Source organism: Kordiimonas aquimaris, from assembly GCF_025574485.1.
Taxonomy (GTDB): domain Bacteria; phylum Pseudomonadota; class Alphaproteobacteria; order Sphingomonadales; family Kordiimonadaceae; genus Kordiimonas; species Kordiimonas aquimaris.
This window is the reverse complement of the sequence record NZ_JAOBPO010000002.1, coordinates 713160-729582: the sequence shown is the minus strand read 5'-3', so window position 1 is coordinate 729582 and position 16423 is coordinate 713160. Positions and strand designations below refer to the sequence as shown.

The 16423-nt window shown below is 45.9% G+C and carries 13 protein-coding genes; 5 read left to right on the top strand and 8 right to left on the bottom strand.

The window, feature by feature from the left end:
* Positions 1 to 28: 28 nt before the first annotated feature.
* On the bottom strand, positions 29 to 484 hold the full coding sequence (locus OEU88_RS09145; protein WP_262694851.1) for a YaiI/YqxD family protein: 456 nt from the start codon (positions 482 to 484) through the stop codon (positions 29 to 31).
* A gap of 164 nt (positions 485 to 648) precedes the next feature.
* Between OEU88_RS09145 and OEU88_RS09140 the strand changes: the two genes are divergently transcribed.
* From OEU88_RS09140 to OEU88_RS09125, 4 genes are all read left to right on the top strand, one after another.
* Positions 649 to 4242: a hydantoinase B/oxoprolinase family protein gene (locus OEU88_RS09140; RefSeq protein ID WP_262694850.1), complete on the top strand. Its 3594-nt coding sequence runs from the start codon at positions 649 to 651 to the stop codon at positions 4240 to 4242.
* Between the two features lie 127 nt (positions 4243 to 4369).
* Positions 4370 to 5737, top strand: a complete 1368-nt coding sequence (locus OEU88_RS09135) for a cytochrome P450 (protein ID WP_262694849.1) — start codon at positions 4370 to 4372, stop codon at positions 5735 to 5737.
* Positions 5738 to 5753: 16 nt separating this feature from the next.
* Entirely contained in the window at positions 5754 to 7361 is a 1608-nt protein-coding gene (locus OEU88_RS09130) for a GMC family oxidoreductase (RefSeq protein WP_262694848.1), read from the top strand.
* Between the two features lie 73 nt (positions 7362 to 7434).
* Complete coding sequence (locus OEU88_RS09125) at positions 7435 to 7875, top strand: universal stress protein (RefSeq protein ID WP_262694847.1); 441 nt, start codon at positions 7435 to 7437, stop codon at positions 7873 to 7875.
* Here OEU88_RS09125 and OEU88_RS09120 read toward each other — a convergent pair.
* The 4 genes from OEU88_RS09120 to OEU88_RS09105 form a co-directional block, all read right to left on the bottom strand.
* The gene (locus OEU88_RS09120) at positions 7826 to 9367 is read right to left on the bottom strand and encodes a response regulator (RefSeq protein WP_262694846.1); all 1542 of its coding nucleotides are present in this window, start codon (positions 9365 to 9367) and stop codon (positions 7826 to 7828) included. The two genes, OEU88_RS09125 and OEU88_RS09120, sit on opposite strands and share 50 nt — an antisense overlap.
* Before the next feature lie 145 nt (positions 9368 to 9512).
* Positions 9513 to 10856, bottom strand: coding sequence for an ATP-binding protein (locus OEU88_RS09115; protein WP_262694845.1), 1344 nt, complete (start codon positions 10854 to 10856; stop codon positions 9513 to 9515).
* A gap of 69 nt (positions 10857 to 10925) precedes the next feature.
* Positions 10926 to 11597: a response regulator transcription factor gene (locus tag OEU88_RS09110; protein WP_262694844.1), complete on the bottom strand. Its 672-nt coding sequence runs from the start codon at positions 11595 to 11597 to the stop codon at positions 10926 to 10928.
* Positions 11598 to 11634: 37 nt separating this feature from the next.
* Positions 11635 to 11958, bottom strand: coding sequence for a PepSY domain-containing protein (locus OEU88_RS09105; protein WP_262694843.1), 324 nt, complete (start codon positions 11956 to 11958; stop codon positions 11635 to 11637).
* A gap of 239 nt (positions 11959 to 12197) precedes the next feature.
* Between OEU88_RS09105 and OEU88_RS09100 the strand changes: the two genes are divergently transcribed.
* Entirely contained in the window at positions 12198 to 13310 is a 1113-nt protein-coding gene (locus OEU88_RS09100) for a glycosyltransferase family 4 protein (protein ID WP_262694842.1), read from the top strand.
* Here OEU88_RS09100 and OEU88_RS09095 read toward each other — a convergent pair.
* From OEU88_RS09095 to OEU88_RS09085, 3 genes are all read right to left on the bottom strand, one after another.
* A complete protein-coding gene (locus tag OEU88_RS09095; protein ID WP_262694841.1) occupies positions 13307 to 14308 on the bottom strand; it encodes an aminoglycoside phosphotransferase family protein in 1002 nt (333 codons plus the stop codon). The genes OEU88_RS09100 and OEU88_RS09095 overlap by 4 nt on opposite strands.
* Before the next feature lie 5 nt (positions 14309 to 14313).
* The gene (locus OEU88_RS09090; RefSeq protein ID WP_262694840.1) at positions 14314 to 15537 is read right to left on the bottom strand and encodes an MFS transporter; all 1224 of its coding nucleotides are present in this window, start codon (positions 15535 to 15537) and stop codon (positions 14314 to 14316) included.
* 90 nt (positions 15538 to 15627) lie between these two features.
* Positions 15628 to 16386, bottom strand: coding sequence for an enoyl-CoA hydratase (locus tag OEU88_RS09085; protein WP_262694839.1), 759 nt, complete (start codon positions 16384 to 16386; stop codon positions 15628 to 15630).
* Between the last annotated feature and the right edge of the window lie 37 nt (positions 16387 to 16423).

The following is a 16423-nucleotide window of genomic DNA, read 5'->3' as shown; positions in this document are numbered from 1 at the left end:
AGAAAGATAAAACAGAAAGATAAATTATCTAACGCGATGTTCGAATTAAACGCACAAGCGTTTTATCAATAGCATTTAAAAAGTCGGACCGGTCACGCTGAGTAAAGGATGCATTAAATCCTCTGTCTTCACCTGTTTCACGCAAATGCGATTTCAGCTCGCGCATTGCCAGTGCCATACCAATATTGTCCTTGGTGAAGGCCTTGCCACTTGGCCCCATCGCGTCCGCCCCTTTTTCCAGGCAACGCGATGCAAGTGGTATATCGCTGGTGATGGCGACATCGCCAATTTCTATATGTTCTGCAATCCAATCATCTGCAGCGTCCGCTCCCTCTGGCACAACTTGTTTATGTACTTTGGGGCCCACTGCCATCCGCATCCATTGGTTAGAAACAAGATACACTTCAAGGTCAAAACGCTCTGCAACCTTGAGCACTTCGTTCTTTACGGGACAAGCATCTGCATCAACAAAAATTCTGGTCATTTTCCACCTGCATTTGGCATGGCATATTATAATTTGCCCTGACACATCATGGTTTATGACAGTTCCACAAATTATTCATCAAAAAATCGTTCTATGATTGGCAACGCTCGAGTGAACCCTTAGAACTATTTCACAGTATTACATTGAGTAACGTGGGGATTATAATGGTGGGCACAATGCAATGGGAATTTTGGGTTGATCGTGGTGGCACATTCACCGATGTTGTCGCCGTATCACCTGAAGGTGGCGTCACAAGCCATAAGTATTTATCTGTAAACCCCACTCAATATGAAGACGCTGCAGTATTTGCAATGCGTGACATCATGGCTGTACCCAAAGATGCCCCCTTCCCTTCTGATAATGTGCGGGCCATAAAAATGGGCACAACAGTTGCCACCAACGCGTTATTGGAACGCGAGGGTGCACGCACACTGTTTGTTGTGACAAAAGGTTTTGCCGATGTTTTACGTATTGGCCAACAGCACAGAGCCGACCTTTTCGCATTAAAACCAACTCGGCCAGAACCACTATATAATAAGGTTCTTGAAGTATCCGAGCGTATTGATGCACACGGCAAAGTTATGGCAACGCTTGATCAAAACCAAGTCAAACAAGACTTGATAGATGCAAAAGCAGCCGGATTTGAAAGTGTAGCAATTGCATTCGTCCATGGGTATCGCCATCAGGCACACGAGAATGCTGTTGCAACCATCGCCAAAAACGTTGGCTTTGAGCAAGTATCCGTAAGTCATCAAGTCAGTCCATTAATGAAATTGGTACCACGCGGAGATACCACTGTCGCTGACGCTTATCTCTCCCCCATATTGCGCCTTTACGTGGAACAAGTGCGTCACGCCACCGGCGGAGTACCACTATATTTCATGCAATCAAACGGCGGTCTCGCTTTAGCTACGGCATTTGAGGGCAAAGACGCTGTGCTTTCTGGACCTGCAGGAGGTATCGTAGGCGCAGCCAAATCTGCTGCACGCGAAAACCATGATCGCATCGTCGGCTTTGATATGGGTGGCACCTCTACTGATGTCAGTCATTACGCAGGTACCTTCGAACGTGTCTTTGACACCGTTGTAGCTGGCGTAAGAATGACAGTACCGATGATGGACATCCATACTGTAGCCGCTGGTGGTGGTTCTGTCTGCCGATTTGCTGAAGGCAGGTTTCAAGTAGGCCCACAGTCAGCTGGAGCGATGCCCGGCCCTGCTGCGTACGGTAAGAATGGCCCAATAACAGTAACAGACTGTAATGTGCTGCTTGGCAAAATAAAACCACACCTGTTTCCTTCAGTGTTTGGTGAAAGCGGCAACGAGCCGCTTAATGTCAATGCTGTAAAACGCGGCTTTGAACAAATTGCTGACGATATTGCCACGCACACAAGCACCCAGATGTCACTTGAGGCAATCGCGGAGGGTTTCTTGAAGGTTGCCGTCGAGCATATGGCACGAGCCATTAAGCGTGTCTCCATTGAACGCGGCCATAACGTTAAAGACTATAGCCTGCTAACATTTGGCGGCGCAGGCGGTCAACACGCATGCCTCGTTGCTGATGCTCTTGGCATCGAAACCGTCTTGGTGCCGCCTTTTTCCGGCGTTTTATCGGCACTTGGTATGGGTTTGGCAGAGCAACGGTTTATCACTGAAAAAGCATTAGAAGTGTCATTCTCTGAGTACGACACAATTAAGAACGCCATAAATGAAGCCACACAACAGGCCATGTCAGCACTCGCTACACAAGGAGTTGCAAGAACAGATCAACGAACAGAACTCACTGCCCGCATAAAGTACGCAGGAACTGACACAACGCTACCGATTAACTTTGGCAGTGCCAGCGCTATGCAACAAGCTTTCGAAGCCCAGCATTTACTACAGTTCGGATTTGTAGAACCAGACACCGCACTGGTTGTTGAGTCTGTTGAGGCGGAGGCAATATCGAATAATCATAATGAAACCGCTGCGTTTATTGCTGAAATATCAAATGACCGCGAAACTAAAACAGAAACTTTCTTCAGTGAAGGCCGTGAACGTAATGCACAAGCCCTTCACCGCGACACTATGCTGCTCAATCAATCAGTAACTGGCCCTGCAATCATCATCGAGAATGGGGGCACAACAATTGTAGAACCTGGTTGGTCCGCTGAAAGAACCAAACATGACAGTCTTGTTTTAAAGAGACTTGTCGAGCGAAAAAATACGCACAATGTTGGTGAGAGCGCCGACCCAATACTATTAGAGATTTTCAATAACCTGTTCATGTCTGTTGCCGAGGAAATGGGCGGCGTCTTAGCTAAAACTGCGCATTCAGTGAATGTTAAAGAACGTCTGGATTTCTCGTGCGCCGTTTTTGACAGTGACGGCAATTTAATAGCAAATGCACCACACATGCCCGTGCACCTTGGCAGTATGGGAGACAGCGTTGCCGCTATTATTGATGGACGTGGCGCCACAATCAAACGCGGTGACGTTTTCATGGTCAATGACCCATCAGCAGGCGGCACACATTTACCAGACATTACAGTTGTCACGCCGGTATTTCTGGCTGATCAAGAACAACCCGCATTTTATGTGGCTTCACGAGGGCATCATGCAGATGTAGGCGGCATTACGCCCGGTTCCATGCCCCCTCATTCCAAAACCCTTGAGGACGAAGGTATATGTTTCACCAATTTCCATCTAGTTGACCAAGGGCACTTCCGGACAGATGCCGTTAGAAACAGCTTATTGGATCATCCTTATCCGGCCCGCAATACAGATCAAAACATTGCAGACCTCAAAGCCCAAGTTGCTGCTAATGCCCGCGGTGTGAAACTTGTTGAAGGTTTGGTAACCTATTACGGACTGGAAACGGTCAATGCCTATATGGGCTTTGTGCGTGAAAACGCGGCAAGTGCCGTTCGTCGTGTTATTAGTCGCATCGAAACGGGACAATACAGTTATCAAATGGATTGCGGTGCTGTCATCAAGGTAGCCGTTGTTCCTGACAAAGAGAATGAACGCCTTACCATTGATTTCACAGGCAGCAGTCCTGCTTTAGATAATAATTATAATGCTCCCTTCGCTGTCGTTAAAGCAGCCGTTCTATATGTATTTCGCGTTCTTGCTGGCGGCAACATTCCGTTGAATGCTGGGTGTCTTGAGCCTATAGATATTATTGCGCCCGAAGGTTCAATGTTAAGGGCCCCACATGGTAGCGCCGTGGTTGCCGGTAACGTGGAGACAAGCCAAGCAATTACAAACGCATTATTCTTGGCAACTAACACATTGGCTGGTGCTCAAGGTACAATGAACAACCTAACTTTTGGTAATGCCCAGTACCAATATTATGAAACAATTGCAGGCGGCACAGGTGCTGGGCCAGGGTTTGATGGCACATCCGCAATTCACTCACATATGACCAACAGTCGGCTAACCGATGTTGAAGTGATGGAATGGCGGTACCCTATTATTGTGCATCAGTTTGGCGTTAGGCAGGACAATACTGGCAGCAGCGGCAAATACAAAGGAGGTAATGGTGTTATTAGAGAGATCGAGTTTCTGGAAGAAATGGAAGTATCTTTACTCGCCAACCACTACATTGAAGGTGCACCAGGGTTAAACGGGGGAGATGCAGGCACACCGGGTAGCGCACTTATAATCAAAGCCAACAATACCAAAATTTCCCTCAGTTCCGCTGACTTAGCAACGGTAGATAAAGGTGATAGAATACTGCTTAAGACACCTGGTGGCGGTGGGTATGGCAACGCTTAATGATACACACCAGCACGAAAGAGAGTTGCTTGACCCACTACATTTATCATCTATAGTTAATTACTAGACTGTTGAGTATGAAAAATATGAACGCTACGCCATAACAGCCCATATGAGGACAAAGCCCATGTCTGCGAACGCATCGTCTGAGAGCACAAACAGCAAATCGCCACCAAGATTGAGCGATATTCCCGGCGAAAACGGTATGCCAATTTTTGGCAATACGTTCAAAATGATCAAAGACCCTGTGGGTTTTGGCACATATATGCGCAACAAATACGGTGATGTGTATCGCACTAACAGCTTCTTTCGTGACAATGTTTCCATGCTTGGGCCAGAGGCAAATGAATTTGTCCTTATGGATAAAGGCAAGAACTTATCAAGTGAGAAAGGCTGGGCGCCCTATCTTGCTAAACTCTTTCCTCGCGGCCTAATGCTGATAGATTTTGATGAACATCGTGCCCACCGCCACATCATGGCAGCTGCCTTTAAGACAGAACCGATGAAAGGGTATATGGAACGACTAAATGACGCCATGCCAGAACGCATTGCTGCGTGGGGCAAAACTGGTTCATTTGAGTTCTACCCAGCCATCAAAAAGCTTACTCTGGATATGGCAACAGTTGTTTTTCTAGGTCTGGAGCCCAACGCTGAAACAAAAAAAATCAACAAGGCACTCACTGACATGGTAGCGGCAAGTATGGGTGTTGTACGTATTCCCATTCCCGGCACATTAATGGCGCGCGGCGTTGCCGGTCGTAAATTTATGAACCAATTTTTAAAAGCCGAAATACCTCAACGACGCGGTAGTGATAAAACTGATATCTTTACACGACTGTGCAATGCAGCCGATGATGATGGCAACACATTCACCGATCAGGAAATTGTTGATCACATGATTTTCCTGTGGATGGCAGCACACGACACCATCACCAGTTCAGTGACAACGCTGGTTTACGAGCTAGGGCGAAATACAAAATGGCAAGACAAACTGCGCAATGAGATTAATGGCCTCAGTTTAAATGATAATCGCCTTAGCTATACAAAAATGAATGATCTACCGCTAACCGAGTACGCGATAAAGGAAGCGCTGCGTATGAACCCACCTGTTCCTGCTATGCCTCGGCAAACAGTGCGCGATATTGAATTTAAGGGGCATCGCATACCGAAAGATACCGTTGTTGGGGTTAGCACAGTTGCAACGCACCGAGATTCCAATATATGGGATAAACCGGATCAGTTTGATCCGATGCGTTTCTCGCCAGAAGGCGGCGTTAAAGAGCGCCATAGATATGCATGGATACCCTTTGGCGGCGGCGCGCATATGTGCCTCGGTCTACACTTTGCCTATATGCAGACGAAGGTAATAATGACCCATCTCTTGCCGCAATATGAAATTGTTCTGCCAGAAAATTACACTACCAAATTTCAAATTATGCCGATTATTAAACCTGTTGACGGGCTACCGGTTTCGCTAAGACCAGTCCTCAGCTAACTTAAGGCGAATATTAATGCGCAAACAGTTCGATTATATTGTTGTTGGCGGCGGTTCGGCTGGCTGTGCCTTAGCTGCACGCCTGAGCGAGAACAGCAATATCACTGTCGCGCTAGTAGAAGCAGGCAAACGCAGTGGTGGTTTGAAAGTTGATGTACCTGGCCTGTTAAGCAAAGTTGTCCCTCCCAATCCAATGAACTGGAATTACTGGACCGAACCACAGAAGCACCTGAATAATCGCAAATTATATTGGCCGCGCGGTAAGGTCATGGGCGGATCAAGCGCCATAAATGGCATGATCTACATCCGAGGCCATGCAAGGGACTATGACGAATGGGCGCAGCTTGGCTGTAAAGGTTGGTCATACGACGATGTACTGCCGTATTTTAAGAAATCAGAGGGAAGCGATAGGCCTGATGACCCTTATCACAAAGGTGACGGCCCGTTGAAAGTAAGCCAACGCACCTCTGTTAATCCATTAAATGAAGCATTTTTGGCTGCTGGTGGTCAAATGAGGCTACCATTCACAGGAGACTTCAATGGTGAAAATCAAGAAGGTGTGGGTTGGTTTGATCAAACGATTAGAAACGGCAGGCGACAAACCACCGCCAAAACATACTTAGCTGAAGCTGCCGGACGTGAGAATCTAACTATAATCGCCGACACTCAAGTGCAACGCCTGACTTTATCAGGAAAAACGGTTACGGGCGTTGAGATCACGACTGGAGGAACTATTGATAACCTCGTTGCGGCTAAAGAAGTTATCTTGTGCGGCGGTGCGATCAACAGCCCTCAGTTATTGCAACTATCAGGCATAGGTAACGCTGAAGATATTATGTCGGTTGGCCTGCCCTTGCTTCACGAGCTACCCGGCGTCGGTAGAAACATGCAAGATCATCTGGATATGTTGGTTGCTGCGCACCTGAAGCAACCCGTTTCGCTTATACGTTATCAGTCACCTCGGCGCGCTATAGGCGAACTTGCAAAATGGTTCATGAAAAAACCGGGAGTATTATCCGACGTTGTTTTACCAGTTGGTGCATTTGTAAAAACTGATAAAGCGCTTGAGCGGCCAGACATTCAATTCCATATCCTGCTCGGCATGGCTGACAAACCACACGGATTTGCCAAACCACATGAACATGGCTTTGGTGTTCATGTCTGTCAGTTACGACCTCGCAGTCGCGGTACAATATCACTTGCTAGTGACAATCCTTTAGTGCCAGCAAAAATTAACCCCAACTATCTTGCTGACCCAGATGATATGCGCGTTATGCTTGCTGGTATCAAAATGGCGCGGCAGTTGATTCATCAACCTGCTCTTGCCGATTTCATTGAAAAAGAAAAAGCACCTTTAACAGGCGTTCACCTTGATGATGAAGAAGCAATGATTGAAATTATAAGGTCAGAGTCAGAAACGATATATCACCCCGTTGGCTCGTGTTCCATGGGGCCACCTGACAATAAGAATAGTGTGGTTGACCCCAGCTTAAAAGTAATTGGTCTTAACGGTATTCGTGTCGCTGATGCCTCAATTATGCCGTGCCTCATTGGTGGCAACACAAATGCCCCAACAATCATGATTGCCGAAAAATGCGCTGATATGATTAAATCAGAACTCTAGCTATTCTTGACCATAATCAAGGCATCGTCCTCACCTTTTGCTAAATTCAACTGGCAAATAAAGGGAGAATACCATGCCGAAGAAAAAACTGTATCTAGTTGCCGTTGATGGTAGTGAATGGTCAGAACGTGCAACACAGCGCGCGGTTAATCTTGCAAAAGAAACCGATTCAACTGTTGAGTTAGTCACCGTTATTCCCTGGTCAGGTTATCAACCGATAACACTTGAAGAACTATCACTACGTCCAATGGTAAAAGAGCAAGAAGAAGCGCACGCACACGAAGCTATTCTAAAACCTTTACTCGATAAACACCAAGACTCTGGCGTTGAGATTTCAACGGCTTTCGATTGGGGCAATCCTGTTAAAGTCATTGCAAATATAGCCAAGAAAAAACGCGCCAATATGGTGTTTGTGGGTAGGCGTGGCAGGTCACGTATTTCAGACCTGATCATTGGCAGTGTGGCTAATGCCCTTGCCCATTCCCTTGGGGTGCCCATTGTGTTGGTGCCGTAAGGTCCATACTTTCACTGTGTGCACGAATAACCTCTCCAATTGCCTGTTGGAGCGTTGCGGGATCGACTGGCTTGCTTTGGTAACCATCCATTCCCGCATTCAGGAATTTTTCGCGGTCACCATCCATAGCATGCGCAGTTAGCGCCAAAATGGGTGTTGAACCTGCGGGGCCAAATAGTGAACGGATCATTGCGGTAGCGTCCAGACCATCCATTACAGGCATGGAGATGTCCATCAAGATTGCATCAAACTTTGTTCCCAATTGAACCTTAGCAACAGCCTCTTGCCCATTAGATGCAACAGTGACTTTATGGCCATACCGTTCCAGTATCTTTTTAAATAGCATCTGATTAACCGGATTATCTTCTGTAACCAGCAAATGCCACGGGCCGCCATCTTCATTATATGCGCTAGGCTGCTCATCAGAAATACTATCGTTTTCAGGTGTATTTTCCTCATGACCAGCTTCGGCAACAGGAATAGACATTTTCACATGAGTGCCGCGCCCAACCGCGCTTTCAATCGCTATTGTGCCGCCCATGAGTTTTACAAACTCATGGCATAGAATGAGTCCCAAGCCAGTTTTACTGTATGCACGACTATCATTGCTCTTCGAGATAGCTGTTTTATTGAGAAGTTCCGGCAAACGGTCAGCGTCAATACCGATACCCTGATCAATAACATCAATAGCCAAGCTATTTTGCCCGGCATCGTTCAACATTTTTACTGAAACGGTTACTTTACCCTGATCACTATATTGGAAAGCGTTACCAACTAAATTTACCAATATCTGATGTAATTTCTTACGGTCAGCAACAACAGCATCAGGAACAGAAATATCAACATCCGCAACCCCAACGATACCCTTTTGCGACACAGACACCGAGAACAAATCCATTGCGTCTCGCACAACATCACGAACATTGAAGACATCTTTAGAAACTGTAGACGCACCCTGTTCAAGTAACGCTATATCCTGAATTTCATTCACCAAATGAATAAGCGCATGACCCGAACGCGACAGGATATCAACATATTTAGCTTGTTCAGGTGATAGACTTGTCTCGGTCAATAACTCTGCAATACCTAGTACACCATTAACAGGCGTGCGAATTTGATGACTGACAGCTGACAGGAAATCGATATTAACCCGGTTTGTAGCTGAAGGTGCTTTCACGGGCAATTCAGCGCCTTCGCTGCTAATAAGCTGCAATAAGAAAGACGAATCGTCTTCCATCGGCGTCAATATCACATGAAAATCAAGCGTAGCATCTGAAATTGCACGCGCACGAACAACTAAAGGCTGACCAGCCATTGTGTTGATAAGGTCTGAAATAACACCGTCGAATATAAGTGTTTCTTCAATGGATTGCCCGGCAGGTATGCCACCAACAAGCTGCTCAAAAGCTGCATTGCAGAAAGACACGCGTCCTTCAATATCCACTACACACAGTGACAAAGGAGCATCTTGCATATTTGCAGCATTAAACATCAATTTACCTATATGTTTTTATCAATTCAGTGTAGCAGGTTTCGGCACGTTAAGAAAACTATAAAACAACCAAGAGTATAGTTGTTTCATATTGAAACAACTTGTGCGTCACAATTTACATTTTCAGTCCAGTCGATTATTATCCTCATTTAGCTGGCAACATCATTAACACGCCCAATCCACCTAATTTGCCGTCAACCAGTTGAACAGTCCCGCCGTACATTTCAACGATATCCTGCACTATTGCCAACCCAAGTCCTGTTCCAGGAACCTGTTCATCCAATCTGTGCCCTCGTTGAAATAGCCCATCGCGCTTATCTTCAGCAACGCCTTCACCATCATCATCTACCGATATCTCCAGCATCGGCCGTCGTACACCGTCTGTTATACGGTTCACCGATATTGCAACTCTGCTAGCCGCCCACTTGCCTGCATTTTCAACCAAATTACCCATGACCTCATCAAAATCTTCTTTTTCACCGTCAAACAATAACTCAGGTGAACAATCGACATTCATCGTCAGGTTCTTATCAGCAGCGATTACGCTGACGGCTTTAACAAGTTTGTCGATCCGCTCTTTAGCCGGCAAACCTGGCCCGGTACCGCCACCAGCAATCCGGGCACGTTTCAAGTGGTGATCAACATGAACACGGATACGCCGCGTTTGAACCGTAATCAAATCCGCAGTGTCACCATCCAGTTTTTCAGTGGAATTTTGAATAATACTCAGTGGTGTTTTTAATGCATGCGCCAAATTACCAACATGTGTGCGCGCGCGATCAACAAGTTTATGATTTTGCTCAAGTAAACCATTCACCTCGTCAACAAGTGGCTTCAGGTCATCTGGCAATGTGTCACTTCCAGTTAGCTTCTCAGCACGACCAGCACGGACATCTGCGAGGTCACGCTCGATTTTGCGCAACGGTTGCAACCCGTATCTCACTTGCAATACCAGCGCAAGCGTTACAGTTAACAGAATGAGCCCCAGTGCGCTTGCGAGTAACCAGTTAAACCGCGCAATGGCTCGTTGTACTTCTGCCATATCTGTTGCAACTTGATAATGAAATATCCTGTCAGCCTCAGGTAAAATTATATCATGTTCTGCAAGCCGCAGAGTCTGACCGTCTGGTCCAGCTACTATCGAATACCTTAATGCAAATTTACGTTCTTCATGATCTGCATCCAGTGCAAAATCCCATAAAGAACGAGAACGAAGCGGTTCATTGCCTACTTCAGAAACTTGCCAATACCAACCAGAATACGGCGTCGCAAACCGCTGATCTACTAGCGCTTGGTTAAACCTGAAATTACCATCCGGCGACACTTCGCTTACACCAACAAGTGTATCGAGTATAAGCTCAAGTCGCTTGTCTACATCGGTCAAAACATAAGACCTGAATGCAAATGACAGAACAATACCACCCACCGTAAGCGCAGCAACTGACCACACAACAGCTGATATAATCAACCGTCCTGTCAAAGTTTTCATGATGCGTTTACGATGCATAAAATACCTAAAGCTACCTAGCAGGCATACTATTGATTAGCATAACCTTACTTACGTATCTTCACCTAGCCATTCTGTTTGGTAACCGAGCCCCCGTGCCGTATGAATAATTGGTACATTCAACTTTTTACGGATACGGTTAACGAACACTTCAATTGTGTTTGAGTCCTTGTCGAAATCCTGATCATAAATGTGTTCAGTCAATTCCGTGCGTGAGATCACCTTGCCTTCATGATGCATCAAATAAGACAAAAGCTTGAACTCCTGCGCAGTGAGTTTTACAGCGCTACCGTTAACTGTCACCTTGCTACTACGGGTATCAAGCTGTACTGGGCCCAAGGTCAAGACTGAAGAAGCTTGTCCTGCAGAACGACGAATGAGAGCACGCAAGCGCGCCAACATCTCTTCGAAAATGAACGGCTTTGCCAGATAATCATCTGCTCCAGCATCCAAACCTTCGACCTTGTCGGTCCAGCTATCCCTTGCTGTTAAAATGAGCACTGGCATCTGACGACCATCACTACGCCACTTCTTAAGCACACTTGCGCCGTCCATAACGGGCAGACCCAAGTCAAGAATAACAGCATCATATGGCTCAGTATCGCCCAAAAAATGACCTTCCTCACCATCATGAGCCTGATCAACCGTATACCCTGCATCCTTAAGGCTTTGCGCGACCTGACCCGCAAGTGTCAAATCATCTTCTACTAACAAAACACGCATCTCATACCCCTTTTGCACATTCGCTTATCGTGCAGCGTTATCGCTTACTGATAATATTTCCATTTTTTGCATTCACGACCAAAACCATCACGCGTCCGTTTGGCGGTCGTAAACGCAAGTCATATTGCCAACCGCGGTTGGTACGCCTGAGCTTTTGGCCCACCACTTTTCCATCCAATTGGCTTTCAACTATTCTTTTGATTTGCGAATATGGCAAAATATCGCCGCGCCTCAGTGCCTCACGCGCATCATCATGCTCATCAGCCAAAGCTTGCTGTACCGAAATGCCTGCAAATGGCACGGTATTTAGCCCCACAAGAACCGTAATGGTCAGCAGTAAAAATACAAAAATATGTTTCATGAACTACACTTTCTCAGCTGCGTGCTTAACGCATGATGAATTATGCCTTCATCAAGCCAAAGAAACAACGTGTTGATATAAAAATACTCGCTGCGGTATGCTGTCCGCAGCAATGGCTTTTTAAATTACCAGTGTTAATGCAAAAAATAATCGAAGCACCGTTTACATAAAGTCATAACCTAACTAGCCTTTGGCCCGAAGCCTTGATCAGGAAAGCCACCAGAGACAGAAAGTTACCTATGAACAAACCCAAGGTTTTACATGTTTTCCCGTCATTTGAAGTCGGTGGTTCACAGCGCCGTTTAGTTGGTTACTTAAATCAAACAACTGCCTCTCTGGATCATTACATATATGCAATGGACGGAAATTACGGTGCAAGTAATGCTGTTAAAAACTTTAACAAAGCGCCTTTTCCTGAAAAAGCCATTCCTAAAAACAACATTCGAAGTGCGATTGGAACATGCCGTAGCCACCTAAAAGCGTTCAATCCGGATCTGCTTGTCAGCTATAACTGGGGTAGTATTGAATGGAATATCGCAAACATCGGTAAAAATGTATGCCCCATGATGCATATTCAGGACGGATTTGCTGATGATGAACATAGCGGGGAAAAACTCACGCGGCGTTTGATGCGCCAGTTTATGTACAAGAGATGTAATGCAGTTGTAGTGCCGTCAAACCAGCTAGCTCAGCTTGCAAAAACCAGCTGGGGTATAAAAATCAACAAGTTACATTACATACCAAATGGTATAGATGTTAACGCCTTCAATCATACCAAAGATTTATCACTGCTCGCGCCGCACGGTGTAAAAGACAAACACGTCATTATTGGTACAATCGCCCGCCTGAAACCGGAAAAGAACATTGGCCGTCTGATTGAAACTTTCAGCTTGATTGAAAATGACTTCCCCGAAGCTAAACTTGTCATTGTCGGAGACGGCATAGGTATGGCAGCTTTGAAAATGCTGGCAGAACGTATTTGTGTACAAGAAAATGTAATTTTCACTGGCGCACTTGAAACGCCAGAAAATATCGTTCCCGCATTTGATATATTTGCTCTTTCCTCAGATACAGAGCAAATGCCTATCTCAGTGCTTGAGGCCATGGCTGCAGGCAAACCTGTTGTAAGTACTGATGTCGGCGATGTTCGAGCCATGGTCGCACAAGACAATGCCGAATTGGTGTCAGGTGTTGATGCTGGCATTCTTGCCGAGAATATTGCCGCCTTGCTAAACGACGCTCCGCGCCGCCTGTCGCTCGGCAATGCCAATCAAACGCTCACTCGTGAACGCTATAGCCTAGAGAGTATGATACAAGCTTATGATGATCTCTTTATGTCACTCACAAATTAGGTTGGGGCGACAAATTCCATAGTATCCATATCCGGGACTAGAGCATAGATACTTTCTCTGACCTCATTCATAACTGGGTTTCTTAGTTCTTGTTGCAGCATGCTACGCACATGCGGCATATAACGCATATACCAATCTTTTTTATCCCTGCACGTTAACCGCGCAAATACACCAAGGTTTTTACAATGACGTTGGGCTCCCAGGATAAGCATTTCGTGATTAATATGTGAAGGATCCAAAGGTTTGCTGCGCCCCGTAATATATCGTTCTATTGCACGACTTTGCACCACGTCAGGCACATCATATCGCTCATCTTTCAGTAGCGACATCAGGTCATATATATACGGACCACGCATACCGTCCTGATAATCAAGCAGACCACAGTGTTCCAGATCAAATTTCTTATCAACTATCATGAGATTATCAACATGATAGTCTCGCATCATCAATGTATCCGGCTTGGACAGAATATCCTTCAGTACTAATGTCCATGCGTCATTGAACGCCTGTCGCTTGTTAGAGGCGACGTCCCCACCCGTTGCCATTGGGACAAACCAATCCAGAAAACGCCCTAACTCCATCAAAGCGGTATCAATCGTATATGTCGGAATATCCAGTGCGTCTAAGCTTGCTTGTTCATGTAACTGCACAAGCACATCAACTCCGAGCATGTACAAGTCATGTTCACTTGTGCCTGCCACCAGCAAACTGGTAAAAGTATCTGTGCCAAAGTCTTCGATAAGCGCAAAACCGAGGGCCCTGTCTTCCATATAGATTTTTGGCACACGCAGGCCAAGGTCGCGTAAATAGGTTGTGACCTTTAGGTAAGCATCAATGTTCTCACTGTCTGGCGGAGCATCCATAAGCATACAGGTACGTGCGCCCTTCTTTAACCGGAAATAACGACGGGAAGATGCATCCTGCTTTAACGGCGATGCGCTGGCACCAGCCCAGTTACTATTGGCAACAAATTGCTCTAATAGACGCTCTCGAGACAAACACTTTACTCCGCAGGAACTGCGTGCGGGACTTTGCCAACCACAACCTCATTACCGGGTTTGGGAAGGCGGGGCACGTTCAAAGATAAAATAAGCGATATAAACGCCATTATTGCACCAGCTATAAATACATATGATGGCGATTTGAGCCACAAAAACGCGCCGAATGCCCACGGGATGATAACCGCTGCGATATGGTTAATCGAAAAGCTAACACTTGATGTTGCAGCAATATCGCGTCCGTCAGCAATTTTCTGCAAATAGCTTTTATGCGCGATTGCAAAAGCAAAAAATACATGATCAACCACATATAAAACAGATGCGGTTGTGCCGTTGTCCACGAAAGCATAGCCCGCAAATACACCAATTAAACCGACATACTCAAAGATGAGCACGTTACGCTCACCAAAACGGCTGATTATAGATCCAAGTGTTGGTGACAATATGCTGGTAATAAGATGATTAGCCAAATACAGTCCGGCAATCATTGACGCCGAGAAGCCAAACTTTTCCACCAATAAGAAACCGGCAAAAACAACAAATATTTGCCGGCGGGCACCACCCATAAATGTGAGTGCGTAATACAGCCAGTAACGTTTTCGCAGTATCATGGTTTTATGCTGCGGCGAATGACCTTCAATCCTTGGAAAAGCCAACCAGATAAACAAAGCCGCTACAATGGTTACACCACCACCGAACACATAGAGCCATGTATACGAAACAGATAACTGGTCGAGAGCAACCCATAACAAAATATAGGCAACAATGGAGGCGACAGATTTAGCTGACAGTTGCATCCCCATCATACGAGGTGCACGCTCTTTGCTTAACCACTGTAGTGACAGTGACATCTGTACAGTCTCGAAGTAATGAAAGCCAACAGACATTAACACGGTCGTAAAATACAAACCGTACTCAGTCGGAAAAAAGCCTGTGATTGTGATGCCGAGACCAAGCAAAGCAAGTGACAGCACAGCAAACACCTGCTCCCGCATAACCAACAACAAGAAAACAGCCGTAAAAGCCAAAAAACCGGGTACTTCACGTAAACTTTGAAGAATGCCAATCTCACGCCCGGTAAATGATGCGACTTCTATCGCAAAATTATTCAGTAGTGCCAGCCAAATAGCAAAGCTAAACGGTGCTGCACCTGCCATGATAAGCAGACACATTTCAGGATTTTGCCATGACTTTAACTTGGCCTGCTGCGTTTTATTTTCGGCGTTCATACGGCGCGCACTCCAGTACAATCAAGTGCGCACCTTAACAAGTTTATCACGGACATAAAGCGCTCATTTCTGAGCCTGGCCTAATAATAACTAACCGAAATCAGGTTCTCGTTTCTGCAGGAAAGCCATCACAGCTTCCATTAGCTCCGGAGATTGAAGCCGAGCAGAAAACAGTTCGCTTTCTTCTTCCATGCGTGCAGACACAACATTTAAATCACCGCGCATAAGGCGTTTTGTTTGCTTGAGCGATTCTGGCGCCTTTTTAGTTAGTAAGATAGCTGTCTTTCTGGCTGCGGCATTTAGTTCATCAGCTTTAAACACGCCGCACGCCATGCCCATAGAAGAAGCCTCTTCGGCATTTACCCATTTACCAAGCATGAAAATTTCAGCAGCTTTTACATGCCCAATACGCTTTGGTAACAATAGTGACGATGCTGCCTCAGGCACTAATGCCAAATCAACAAATGGGGCTTGAAGTTTCGCACTGTCTGCCATGTACACAAAATCAAAATGAAGTAACATAGTAAGACCAACACCAACCGCCATACCATTAACGGCAGCAACAATTGGTTTTTCAGCAACGGTAATTTGCTTCAGAAAACGTGCAACACCTGCTTCAGGGCCTCGCGGCGGGTTATCACGGAAATCTATCAGGTCATTACCTGCGGTAAAGGCATCGCCGTTAGCTGTAAACATAATCGTTCTTACATCATCACGGCCATTGGCATCCAGCAATGCATCGGCCATAGCACCATACATTGCTGATGTGATCGCATTCTTTTTTTCAGGCCGGTTAAAAGTAATAGTCATAATTCGGTCTTCAACCGAAACGAGGATATGGTCACTCATAATGTACCCTTTCGTACAAAACAGTTAGCTGCTGTTG